We start from the raw sequence: 12,027 nt of genomic DNA, 5'->3' as shown, positions 1-12,027 counted from the left end.
CAGTGCGGGTTTCCCATGACAATCAAAGCAGAAGATTTGCCTTACCGTCCCTGTGCGGGAATTATGGTTCTGAACGCCGAGGGCCTTGTCTGGGCCGGCAGGCGCATCAAGGAAGGCAATTCTGAATATGACGGCTCACCGCATCTGTGGCAAATGCCGCAGGGCGGCATCGATGATGGTGAGCGGCCGTTGACGGCCGCGATTCGTGAACTCTACGAAGAAACAGGCATGAAAACGGTGAGCCTGCTTGCGGAGGCGAGCGACTGGATTCACTATGACCTGCCACCCGAACTGATCGGTATCGGTCTCAGGGGCAAATATCGCGGGCAAGCGCAGCGCTGGTTTGCGTTCCGTTTCGAAGGCGACGAAAGCGAGATCCAGATCGATCCGCCGCCGACCGGACATACGGCTGAATTCGACGCATGGGCCTGGAAGCCGATGGAAAGCCTGCCGGAACTCATCGTACCGTTCAAGCGTGCGGTATACGAACAGGTTGTGGCGGAGTTCCAGCACCTTTCGGGCAAATAAAAAAGGCGGCCTTGGCCGCCTTTTCTGTTTTGTCGCCAGTGCTTATTCTGCTTCGTTGGCGGAATCGGCGTTGAGCTGGCCGTATTTTTCCTCGCCGATCTTGCCGAGCAGTTCGAGCTGGGTTTCGAGAAAGTCGATATGGCCTTCCTCGTCGATCAGCAGGGCCTCAAACAGCTTCATGGAGACATAGTCTCCGGCCTCGGAACAGATGTCACGCGATTTCTTGTAGGAGGTCCGGGCGTCGTATTCGCCAGCCAGATCGGCTTCAAGCACTTCCTTCACATTCTGGCCAATCCGCAGCGGCGCCAGCGTCTGAAGGTTGGGATGACCTTCGAGGAAGATGATACGATCAATGATCTTGTCAGCGTGCTGCATCTCTTCGATGGATTCGGCACGCTCCTTCTTTGCGAGCTTGGTGTAGCCCCAGTCGTTCAGCAGCCGGTAGTGCAGCCAATATTGGTTCACCGCACCGAGTTCGAGGAAAAGGGCCTCGTTAAGCCGCTCGATGACTTTTTTGTCGCCTTTCAATGTCCGCTCTCCTGTTGTCTTCATGGAATCTCTTCAGGCGGGACATAAAATCAAAAACATCGGCCTCAGTCGAGTGGCGGCGGGCGTGATATTCTTCAGTGGTCTTGATGATCAGGTCAACAACGGTTGGAAAACAGCCGCAGCAGCGACCGCGTTTTTCCATGGCGTGATACACTTTTGCAGGAACGATCAATTGCCAACAGTCCTCATCGAGGAGCTCGTTGATGACGTCCCGGATATCGTGATCGGTAATGTAATTGCAGCTGCAAACCAGCATGATGGACTGCCTGTATGACGCAACACGTTGTTTTCGTTCTTAAACCAAAACAGGACACCCACTGTCAAGAAAAACCTATTTTTGAATCGATGCTACATTTCTAGACTCATTCTAAACTAAACGAAAACTATCGTATTTTCATTAGTTTAGCGATTTATACTTTCCAGTATTTCCTGGTCAAGTTTTTGTGCGTGGCAGATCGAGCAGCATTATTATCACGAAAAGTTTACTGACTGAACTGCCATTAGAGGGAAGGGCAGCTGATCTCAGGCGAAATATTGCCCGCCATTGGCGGTCATGGTGGAGCCGGTGATGAAGCCCGCTTCGTCCGACACCAGAAACAGAACGCAGCGCGCGATTTCTTCCGGTTCACCCAACCGTCCAACGGGAATTTGCGGCACGATCCGCTCAGCCAGAACCTTTTCCGGTATCGCTCTTACCATCTCCGTGCCGATATAGCCGGGGCAGATGGCGTTGACGGTGATGTTACGGCTGGCGCCTTCCTGGGCGAGCGCCTTGGTGAAGCCGATGTCGCCCGCTTTGGAGGCGGAATAATTGGCCTGTCCCGCCTGACCTTTCTGGCCATTGATGGAGGAGATGTTGACGATGCGGCCGAAGCCGCGGTCGCGCATGCCCGGCCATACGGGGTGGGTCATGTTGAACACACCGGTGAGGTTGGTGTCGATCACCTCGCGCCATTGCTGCGGCGACATTTTATGGAACATCGCATCGCGGGTGATGCCGGCATTGTTGACGAGCACCTCGACGGGACCGAAGGTTTCCTCCACCTTCGTTATGCCATCGACGCAAGCGTCGTAATCGCGAACGTCCCACTGAAATGCAGGAATGCCGGTTTCTTTCTGGAATGCTTCGGCCCTGTCCGTTGTGAAGGCATAGTTGACCGCCACGCGGTAACCGGCTGCCTGCAGGGCGCGGGCGATTGCAGCACCTATGCCGCTCGTCCCGCCGGAAATCAAAGCAACCCGGCTCATATCGGCCTCCATGACCTGTCACTGAAGCGCCTGCATATGCGAGGATGCTTCCATATCTTGCAGAACTTGTCGTCGTGCTCACCGGCCACAGAAATGCGGCCAATGGGAGGCCGCTTCTACCCTATTGCGCGCTGAACCGGAATTGCTTTTTGGCAAGCCGTGCAAGGGTTTTCAGAGTGCCTCGATGCACATGGCGACACCCATGCCGCCGCCGATGCAGAGCGTTGCGAGACCCTTCGACACGTTGCGGCGGCGCATTTCGAAAATCAGGGTGTTCAGGACGCGCGCGCCCGAAGCGCCGATCGGATGGCCGATGGCAATCGCTCCGCCATTGACGTTGACGATGTCAGGGTTAAGGCCCAGTTCGCGCACGACCGCGCAGGATTGGGCGGCAAAGGCCTCGTTGGCTTCGACAAGGCCGATATCGTTGATCGACCAACCGGCCTTGGCCAGCGCTTTGCGCGACGCAGGGATGGGGCCGGTGCCCATGATCTGCGGATCGACACCGGCCGTCGCCCAGGAGGCAATACGCGCCAGCGGCTTGATGCCACGCTTTGCCGCTTCCTGTTCCGACATCAGAAGTGTAGCGGCTGCGCCATCGTTCAGACCGGAGGCGTTCCCGGCCGTGACCGTGCCTTCCTTGTCGAAGGCGGGGCGCAGCTTGGCCATGGTTTCGAGCGATGCGCCATGACGAATATGTTCATCCGCATCGATGATGATATCGGCTTTACGGCCCTTCACCGTGAAAGCCACGATCTCATCTGCAAAACGGCCGGCGCTTTGCGCGGCTTCGGCCTTGTTTTGCGATGCGACTGCGAACTGGTCCTGCTCATCACGGGAAAGCTGCCATTGGCGGGCGATGTTTTCGGCGGTGATGCCCATGTGATAACCGTAAAAGGCGTCGGTGAGGCCATCTTTCAGCATGGTGTCGATCATCTTGAAATCGCCCATCTTCACGCCGCCGCGCAAGTGCGCGCAATGGGGCGCCATGGACATGGATTCCTGGCCGCCGGCAATGACGATGTTCGCGTCGCCGGTGACGATCTGCTGCATGCCGAGGGCCACGGCGCGCAGACCGGAGCCGCAAAGCTGATTGAGGCCGAAGGCGGTCGCTTCCTGTGGTATGCCGGCCTTCATGGCAGCCTGCCGCGCCGGGTTCTGACCCTCGCCCGCCGTCAGGACTTGACCGAGAATGACTTCATCGATTTCGTTTGCCGCGACACCGGCGCGCTCCAGCACGGCGCTGATGACGGACGCCCCAAGCTCATGGGCTGGCGTATTGGCGAAGTGGCCATTGAAGGAGCCGACGGCTGTGCGCGCGGCGCTGGCAATCACGATTGAAGGCAGGGTCATCAGTTTTCTCCTCACTTGCGGGCGGAGACTGGCAAAGCTTTCAATACAAGTCAAATGGCGAAAGTTGCTTTAAAAGATGTTGCTAAATCACGCCGAAATCTTGCGGAAAATTGCTGCGCAAAAAACAAACTGTTGCGATGCACAAAACATTTGTCAGAGGGCTCGTTTTGCGCATACACTTTGCGCCGGGAAGAGCAATAACACCAAAAAACAAGAAAATACCATCATCGCGAGGAGGCGGGCATGGCGAAACACGACGGCGAAACAATCATTAAAAAATACGCCAACCGGCGGCTCTACAATACCGGCACCAGCACCTATGTGACGCTCGATGATCTGGCGCAGATGGTCAAGCGCGGCGAGGACTTCAAGGTTCAGGATGCCAAGTCGTCCGAAGACATCACGCATGCGGTGCTGACGCAGATCATCGTCGAACAGGAAGCCAAAACCGGCAATACCTTGCTGCCGACGGCGTTTCTGCGGCAATTGATCTCCTATTACGGCGACCAGATGCAGATGGTCGTGCCGACATTTCTCGAACATTCTATGAAGACCTTCTCCGATCAGCAGAGCCAGATGCAGGAGCATATGGCCAAGGCTTTCGGCGATGGTTCGCTTGCCCGCAATTTTCAGGCGCCGCTGCAAATGATGGAAGAGCAGATCCGCCGCAATACGGAACTGTTCCGGCAGGCGATGCAGGGTTTCACACCTTTCGCAATGCCGCAGGCGCCCAAGGAAACCCGCAAGCCGAATGCATCCGAAATCGATGAGTTGAAGGCGCAGTTGCGCGCATTGCAGCAAAAGCTCGATCAGCTTTGATCCTGTCGGGCCGATGACCGGTTTCAGCAAACCGCATCGGCTTTTGCTTCTGGCTCTTAGCCTGCCGTTCTTTCCGGTACGCGCAACAGGAGCAGGAAACCTGCCCCCAGAAATACGATGAGCGTGGCCATGCCGATATGGGCGGAGCCGCTTATGTAGGTTGCTATGGAAAATGACAGTGTCGCCATGAAACTGGTGGCGCGTCCGGAAAGCGCGTAGATGCCGAAATAACGGCCGGCTTCTGCCACGGTGATATTTCGGGCGAGATAAGAGCGGGACGATGCCTGGACGGGGCCGAAGGCGAGGCCGATCAAAACGCCATAGAGCAGATAGGCCTTTTCCGCGCCTGTCGCGAAGATGCCGCCATTGTCCGCCGTGGATAATTGTATCCAGCCAAACAGCGTCGAGCCCTTTTCCGTCGAGACGATTCCGAGCGTGGCCAGCAACAGGAGCACGAGGCTGATGAGGATGGTGATGCGCGACCCGAGTTTCTGGTCGACACGTCCGGCGGCAAAGCAGCCGGCGATGGCGACGACATTGAGCAGGATGCCGAAGAGGCCGATTTCCATCGTCGCCCAGCCGAACATGCCGGCGGCGAAGGCCCCGCCCAGAATAAGAACGCCATTTACGCCATCCTGATAGAGCATGCGCGCAATCAAAAACCGCAACAGCATCGGGCGGTATCGCAGTTCGCGCAGCGTGATCTTCAGTTCCCCCAATCCCGAGCGGATTGCGGCGGCAAAGGGCAGACCTTTTTCAGCATCGGGAGTGAGAAGAAACATCGGTAGAATGAAAATGAGATACCAGAGTGCGGCGAGCGGGCCGGTTATTCTGGCGTCCTCGCCGGTTGCAGGATCGAGGCCGAAAAGGGGCTTGATACCGGCGATTGTCACGCCGGTCTGTGGATTGGCGGCGAGAAGCGTCACCACGGCAATCAGCACCACCATACCGCCGAGATAACCGAGTCCCCAGGCGAGATTGGAAATGCGCCCGACATTTTGCGGGTTGGTCAGGCGCGGCATCATGGAATCGTTGAAGACGATGGAAAATTCCGCTGCGATGGAAGCGAGGATCATACAGACGATTGGAAGGATGAGCGGCGAACCGGGCGCGGCAAACCAGAGGAAAAAGAGACTGACAATCTTGATGACGGCAAAAAAGGCGATCCAGGGCTTGCGTGCGCCGGACTGGTCGGCGATGGAGCCGAGAATGGGGGAGAAGAGGGCGATGATGATCGACGACACCGTCGCCATGTTGCTCCATGTCGCCTGCGCCGAAATCGGATCGTCGGTGAGCCGCGCGACGAAATAAGGCCCGAAAACGAAGGTCGTGACAACCGTGAAAAACGGCTGCGCCGCCCAGTCAAACATCACCCAGCCCCAGATGCCGCGTTTGGCAACTGCTGTTTCCGCATTTGGGGGAGGGACAGTCATTCATCGTCCTATCGGAAAATCAGGAATAAAATGTGTGATGCAGGCGCATCCGCCTTGTCTGGGGCCATCCGGGGGGACCCGGATGGCGTTTTTGAGGCTGCCGATCAGCGTACCTGAACGATATCGCCAAGCAGCCCGGCCGCGACCGTCAGACGGGCAAGGTTGGTATCACCGCTGTCGCTGAGTGCGCCGAGTTCGGAGACGATGCGGTTGACCCGCACGCGGTCCGCCGCATACCAGGCCTGGACCGGATCCTTCTCCTTGGCATATTCTGTTAGTGCGGAGATAACAATCCGGCGTCGCGACGAGGAAATCTGGTCCTGGCTGCGCAGGAGAGCCAGGCTCTCATAATGATCCGCCGGGGTGATGCGCTGACTTGCATCCAAGAGGCGCGCGACACGGAAGGTCGAGGAGACGGTGGCATAGCTTTCGGCAGCGCGGGCGAGCGTTGTGCCAGCGCTTTCGGCGATGCGCATGATCTCTGGCACATAGACGAGCAGGGAAAGCGTATCGAGTTCCTCCAGAAGACCGGAAGGAACGCCATCGATTTCCGTCACGCCGAGTTCGCGGCGATACTTCGCCGCTGCCGGCGACAGCGTCTTGATTGCGGTTTTCAGTCGCTCGATTTCGGTCGCCATGTCACCCGCGGCCGCACCTGCGCTCCCGGTTTGCAGGTAAAGCCTGCTCGCGTCGGAGAAAATGCGCGTGATCATGGCATAAAGCCCGTTCTGGACTTCCCCTCCGACCTTGCCGTCCAGCGCGTCGACTTCGCTCCACAGGCGTTTGAGACCGAAACCATCCTCGACGATCACCGCCGCCTTGACGACGTCGGCCGCCAGAAGGCCGCTCGCATCGGCAAGTTTCTGCACAAAGCCCGGGCCGCCGCGATTGACGACGGCATTGGCGAGCGCGGTCGCGACGATTTCGCGATGCAGACGATGCGCCTTGATGTCGTCCGCATAATTCTTCTGCATCTTGGCCGGGAAATAATCGACCAGCAGATGCTGGAGATAGGGTTCGTCCGGAAGCGGGCTTGCCACCAATGCATCGAACAAAGTGAGCTTGGCATAGGAGAGGAGCACGCCAATTTCCGGCCGGGTCAGCGGTTTGCCGGTGGCGTATCTTTCGCTGAATTCGGCATTGTCCGGCAGGGTCTCGACCTTGCGGTTCAGTTGTCCGGTCGCCTCCAGCGCGCTCATCAGGCGGCCGAGTTCTTCGCGGTTGGCGAGCCCCAGACGCTCCGTCAGCGAAATCGCCAGCGATTGCAGGTAGTTGTTGCGCAGCACCAGCTGCGCCACCTCCGGCGTCATGGAGGCGAGAAGCTGGTTGCGTTTCGGCATCGTCAGGCGACCGCTGTTAACGGCGGAGGCAAGCGCGATCTTGATGTTGACCTCGACGTCTGAGGAGTTCACGCCGGCCGAATTGTCGATCGCGTCGGAATTGCATCGCCCGCCCGAAAGCGCATAGGCGATGCGCCCCTTCTGGGTGATGCCGAGATTGGCGCCTTCTCCTATGACCTTGGCGCGCAGCTCAGTTGCGTTGACGCGGACGGGGTCGTTCGCCCTGTCACCCACCTCGGCATTGGTTTCCACCGCCGCCTTGATGTAGGTGCCGATGCCGCCAAACCACAGAAGATCGGTTGGCGCTTTCAGGATGGCGGTCATGATCTCGAAGGGTGTGGCGACTGATTTGTCGAGGCCGATGGCGGCCACGGCTTCCGGCGTCAGTGTCACCGATTTTTCGGCTCGCGAGATGATCATCGCGCCGGCCGAGAGGGCCGAACGGTCATAATCCTGCCAGCTGGAACGCGGCAGTTCGAAAAGCCGCTTGCGCTCAGTAAAGGATCTGTCGGTATCCGGGTCGGGATCGATGAAGATATCGCGGTGATCGAAGGCCGCGATCAGCCTGATCTTTTCCGACAGCAGCATGCCGTTGCCGAAAACGTCGCCGGACATGTCGCCAACGCCGGCCACGGTGAATGGCGTGGTTTGGATGTCGGTATCCATTTCGCGGAAATGGCGTTTTACCGTTTCCCAGGCGCCCCGGGCGGTAATACCCATCTTCTTGTGGTCGTAACCGGCCGAACCGCCCGATGCGAAGGCGTCGTCCAGCCAGAAACCGGCTTCATGGGCAAGACCGTTCGCCGTATCGGAGAAGGTCGCCGTTCCCTTGTCGGCGGCAACGACGAAATAGGGGTCGTCACCGTCGAGCCGCAACGTGTCGGCTGGCGGCACGATGGCGTCGTCGACGATATTGTCGGTGATGGACAGCAGGGTGCGGATATAGGTCTTGTAGGCCTCGCGGCCGGCATTGAAGACTTCGTCGCGGGAGCCGCCGGCCGGCAGGTTCTTCGGGAAGAAGCCGCCCTTGGCGCCGACCGGAACGATCACCGCATTCTTGACCTGTTGCGCCTTGACGAGGCCGAGCACTTCCGTGCGGTAATCCTGACCGCGATCCGACCAGCGCAGACCGCCGCGCGCGACCTTGCCGAAACGCAGATGCACGCCTTCGACTTCTGTTCCGTAGACGAAGATTTCGCGGAAAGGCCGTGGGTCGGGCAGGCCGTCCAGATGCTTGGGATCGAACTTGAATGCCAACAGGTCACGCGGCGTGCCATCGGCATTTTTCTGGAAGTAATTGGTGCGCAGCGTAGCATCGATGGCGTTGACGTAACGCCTGAGCGTGCGGTCCTCATCGAGATTGGGAACGCCGCTCAACGCCGCTTCGATTGCCTTGTGTATTTCGGCGAGTTTCTTCAGCCGTTTCTTTTCGTCGACGGACGGATCGAAGCCGGCCTTGAACAGCGCGAAAATATTGCGGGAAATCGCCGGATACTTATAGAGCGTTTCGGAAATATGCTCCTGTGAATAGACGATGCCGGTCTGGCGGAGATAACGCGCATAGGCGCGCAGCACGGAGACTTCGCGCACGGTCAGGCCGCAGGCGAGGATCAGGCGGTTGAAGTTGTCATTGTCGACCTTGCCGGAGAAGGCGGCTAGGAACGCTTCTTCGAGTTTCTCTCCATAATGCACCAGATCGAGCGTCGTCCCCTTGGCGACGGACAGTTCCATGTCGTGCAGCACGATGTCACGCTTGTTGCCGTCCGAAACAACGCCGATATCGAAGGTGCGCTCACTGATGACGTTGAAACCGAGATTTTCGAGCAAAGGCACGCGGCGCGAAAGCGGCAGATGGCCGTCGCGGTGGAAAATCTTCAGCGACAGCGTTTCCGCCGATTGACCTTCTTGCTGGTAAAATTCGATGCGGACCGGTTCGCCCTTTGCGGCGCCCAGAATATCCGGCATGTCACCGATCGCTTCTTCCGGCGTGTAGGCTTCCTGATAGGCCTGATCGACCTCCAGCACCGGTGCGCCCGGCTCGGAGAGGGCGACGAAATGGTCTATCCAGCGCGCCGCAATGTCGCTGACGGCGTCTTCGAGCTTGTCCTGGGCGATGCGCGGCGTCTTGCCTTCCGTGCGGCCGACGATGAAGTGGACGCGGGCGACGGCGCCTTCAGGGAAGGCGGGGTAATAGGCGGAAATATGCCCGTCATAGACCCTGCTCAGATAGTCCCCGATCTTCTCGCGTACATAGGAATTATACTCCTCGCGCGGAACGAAGATGATGGCGGAAACGAAACGGTCGAAACGGTCGATACGCGCAAGCACGCGCACGCGCGGCCGGTCGCTCAGTTCCATGATCTGCTCGACGAAGCGGATCAGAAGATCGGTCTCGATCTGGAAGAGATCGTCACGCGGATAGGCCTCGAGCGTATTCTGCAGGATGCGGCCGGAGTGGCTGTTCGGGTCGAAGCCGAAATGCCGCTCGACTTCCGCGACCTTGGCGCGCAGCAGCGGTATCTGCTTGACCGAGCGCGTATAGGCGGTGGCGGTGAAGAGGCCGACGATGCGCAGTTCGCCGATGACATTGCCGTCCTCGTCGAAGCGCTTGATGCCGATATAGTCCATATAGGCGCGACGATGCACGATGGACTTCACGTTGGCCTTGGTGACGATGAGGAAATCGGCGCCGTCGAGGAAGGCGAGGATTTCTGGCGTCGTCGTCACGGCGTTCTTGCCGAGGCGCAGCACGCGTACATCCGGATCGCTGAGGCTGCCGAGACCGATGCCGTCACCGCGCTCGATCTTCGCGTTCTTTCCCTTGCCGGAATAAGTGTAGTCGCGCATGCCGAGAAAGGTGAAATTGTCGTTGCGAAGCCAGTTGAGGAACTCGACGGCTTCCGCACGCTCGGTCTTGCGCCGTGACGAACCGCGCTTGGACAATTCATCCAGCGCCTCATCGAGTTTCGCCAGCATCGGCCGCCAGTCGCGATAGGCAAACTGGACTTGCGTCAGCACGAAACGCAGCCTTTCTTCCAGCGCCGCTACAGCCTGCGGTGTGAGTGGGGCGATATGCAGCTGGATGAGGCTGACGTTTTCAGCGGGATCATCCTCGGGTTCCGCAAGACGATAGCCCGCCTGCGCGCTTTCGTCGCGCACCAGGATCGGGTGCACCGCGAGGTAAAGACCGCGATAGGTGCTGGTGACCTCGCCCATGACAGAATCGTACAGGAAAGGCATATTGCGGCCGATAATGGTCAGGACCGTTACCGGAATATCCCGCGGTGAAACGCCCTCCACCTGGGAAATGCTGATATGAGGAGCGTCTCCGGTCCAGTGTGAAAGCGCCTCGAAACTGTGAGCGGCGCTCGCAGCCAGCATCTCTGCGGAATAATATTCTATATCGTCGGTACTTGCCCTTCCATAAAGAAGACCCGGATCAAGAAATTGGACATTTTCGGCAATTGCCTGCTGGCGCGCTTTTTCGATCTGTTTTTCGCGTTTTGGATTGTTTCTGTAGCCCATTTGACGTGGATTCCTCCAAAAATCACACTTTAATATAAAAAAGCATCGCCAATTTGCGGATTTTGCCTTTTCAGTCGAATCGGATATTGGCGTGGAATTACGAAGAGTTTAAGAGGCTATCGTGTTTCTTCACCCGGTAAGTGAAATTTTTTTGCTTCTTTTGTCGTAAGGCTCGGTTTAGAAGCAGACGACAGTATTTTTGCGGCTAATTTTTAGGCGGTTCTCGGGCCGCCATGTGATGTTGCGGCCACGGTTGAAGCAAATTATTGATTTGCACCTATTTTTGTGGTACACCAACGACACTGATCCACAGCGTGGCATTTGTGTGCCCAAAAACACCACGAAAGCAACACCTCTTTTGCACGCGGTTTCCGTGACATATCGAGCGTTTACGTTATCGAACCCCGCAAGACGGGAAGGTGTGTTTTTGCGTGCACGGCTGGACCAGTGCGGAGTCACCTGACGGTTCCCCCGTCTCATCAGGGCCTGACCGACCCAACCCCGGCATCCCCGGGTATGTAACAGGGAGTTTTTAGAACGAATGACGACCCAGCAGAAGAAATCTCCAGCACATCACGGTTTCAAGACCGGTGAAGCGATTGTGTATCCCGCTCATGGTGTCGGTACCATTTCTGCCATCGAGGAACAAGAAGTCGCCGGCATGAAGCTTGAGCTTTTTGTCATTGATTTCGAAAAAGACAAGATGCGTCTTAAAGTTCCTGTCGCCAAAGCCGTCAGCATCGGCATGCGCAAGCTTTCCGAAGGCGATTTTGTCGAGCGGGCGCTGAAAGTGGTGCAGGGCAAGGCGCGCGTGAAGCGTACCATGTGGTCGCGCCGCGCGCAGGAATATGATGCAAAGATCAATTCCGGCGATCTCATCGCGATTGCGGAAGTCGTGCGCGATCTCTACCGTGCGGAAAACCAGCCGGAGCAGTCTTATTCCGAGCGTCAGCTTTATGAAGCTGCTCTCGACCGCATGGCGCGCGAAATCGCCGCCGTCAACAAGATGTCTGAAACCGAGGCTGTTCGCCTGGTGGAAGTCAACCTTGCCAAGGGCCCCAAGCGCGGCAAGACCGTCGAAGAGGACGATTCTCAGGACGAAGCCGCTTAATAACCGGCTTTTTCCCTCTAAAAAAACCCGCCTTGATGGCGGGTTCAGACTGCTGACAAACCCCTGGCGTGAGCTGGGGGTTTATGATTCATTGGGACATGTTGAAGAAACCTGCTCCTGA

Annotated in this window: 9 protein-coding genes; 3 read left to right on the top strand and 6 right to left on the bottom strand. The window is 57.8% G+C overall.

The window, feature by feature from the left end:
• Positions 1-15 precede the first annotated feature (15 nt).
• Positions 16-528, top strand: a complete 513-nt coding sequence (locus BS627_RS12915; protein ID WP_077983628.1) for an RNA pyrophosphohydrolase — start codon at positions 16-18, stop codon at positions 526-528.
• A 42-nt stretch (positions 529-570) separates the two neighbouring features.
• Here BS627_RS12915 and bfr read toward each other — a convergent pair whose 3' ends face one another.
• The 4 genes from bfr to BS627_RS12895 all read right to left on the bottom strand — a co-directional run bounded on the left by bfr (position 571) and on the right by BS627_RS12895 (position 3,678).
• Positions 571-1,056 (bottom strand): bacterioferritin, encoded by a 486-nt coding sequence (gene bfr / locus BS627_RS12910; RefSeq protein ID WP_131829419.1) that lies wholly within the window; start codon positions 1,054-1,056, stop codon positions 571-573.
• Positions 1,022-1,333: a (2Fe-2S)-binding protein gene (locus tag BS627_RS12905; protein ID WP_077983626.1), complete on the bottom strand. Its 312-nt coding sequence runs from the start codon at positions 1,331-1,333 to the stop codon at positions 1,022-1,024. The genes bfr and BS627_RS12905 overlap by 35 nt, the downstream gene beginning before the upstream one ends.
• A 266-nt stretch (positions 1,334-1,599) precedes the next feature.
• Positions 1,600-2,325: an acetoacetyl-CoA reductase gene (phbB, locus tag BS627_RS12900; protein ID WP_077983709.1), complete on the bottom strand. Its 726-nt coding sequence runs from the start codon at positions 2,323-2,325 to the stop codon at positions 1,600-1,602.
• Between the two features lie 171 nt (positions 2,326-2,496).
• Positions 2,497-3,678, bottom strand: a complete 1,182-nt coding sequence (locus BS627_RS12895) for an acetyl-CoA C-acetyltransferase (protein WP_077983625.1) — start codon at positions 3,676-3,678, stop codon at positions 2,497-2,499.
• Positions 3,679-3,921: 243 nt separating this feature from the next.
• Between BS627_RS12895 and phaR the strand changes: the two genes are divergently transcribed.
• Positions 3,922-4,497, top strand: a complete 576-nt coding sequence (phaR, locus tag BS627_RS12890) for a polyhydroxyalkanoate synthesis repressor PhaR (protein WP_003520279.1) — start codon at positions 3,922-3,924, stop codon at positions 4,495-4,497.
• 56 nt (positions 4,498-4,553) lie between these two features.
• Here the strand turns inward: phaR and BS627_RS12885 are convergent, their stop codons facing one another.
• Complete coding sequence (locus BS627_RS12885) at positions 4,554-5,930, bottom strand: MFS transporter (protein WP_077983624.1); 1,377 nt, start codon at positions 5,928-5,930, stop codon at positions 4,554-4,556.
• A 104-nt stretch (positions 5,931-6,034) separates the two neighbouring features.
• Entirely contained in the window at positions 6,035-10,795 is a 4,761-nt protein-coding gene (locus tag BS627_RS12880) for an NAD-glutamate dehydrogenase (protein ID WP_077983623.1), read from the bottom strand.
• A gap of 541 nt (positions 10,796-11,336) precedes the next feature.
• Here BS627_RS12880 and BS627_RS12875 point away from each other — a divergent pair.
• A complete protein-coding gene (locus tag BS627_RS12875) occupies positions 11,337-11,906 on the top strand; it encodes a CarD family transcriptional regulator (protein ID WP_003505223.1) in 570 nt (189 codons plus the stop codon).
• Positions 11,907-12,027 lie beyond the last annotated feature (121 nt).

This window comes from Agrobacterium salinitolerans (assembly GCF_002008225.1).
Classification (GTDB): domain Bacteria; phylum Pseudomonadota; class Alphaproteobacteria; order Rhizobiales; family Rhizobiaceae; genus Agrobacterium; species Agrobacterium salinitolerans.
This window is presented reverse-complemented; position numbering and strand designations above follow the sequence as displayed.

Bases quoted from the DNA above. Each gene is read 5' to 3' on its own strand.
- phaR (WP_003520279.1), top strand. From the start codon at position 3,922: ATGGCGAAACACGACGGCGAAACAATCATTAAAAAATACGCCAACCGG.
- BS627_RS12895 (WP_077983625.1), bottom strand. From the start codon at position 3,678: ATGACCCTGCCTTCAATCGTGATTGCCAGCGCCGCGCGCACAGCCGTC.
- BS627_RS12875 (WP_003505223.1), top strand. From the start codon at position 11,337: ATGACGACCCAGCAGAAGAAATCTCCAGCACATCACGGTTTCAAGACC.
- phbB (WP_077983709.1), bottom strand. From the start codon at position 2,325: ATGAGCCGGGTTGCTTTGATTTCCGGCGGGACGAGCGGCATAGGTGCT.
- BS627_RS12905 (WP_077983626.1), bottom strand. From the start codon at position 1,333: ATGCTGGTTTGCAGCTGCAATTACATTACCGATCACGATATCCGGGAC.
- BS627_RS12885 (WP_077983624.1), bottom strand. From the start codon at position 5,930: ATGACTGTCCCTCCCCCAAATGCGGAAACAGCAGTTGCCAAACGCGGC.
- BS627_RS12880 (WP_077983623.1), bottom strand. From the start codon at position 10,795: ATGGGCTACAGAAACAATCCAAAACGCGAAAAACAGATCGAAAAAGCG.
- BS627_RS12915 (WP_077983628.1), top strand. From the start codon at position 16: ATGACAATCAAAGCAGAAGATTTGCCTTACCGTCCCTGTGCGGGAATT.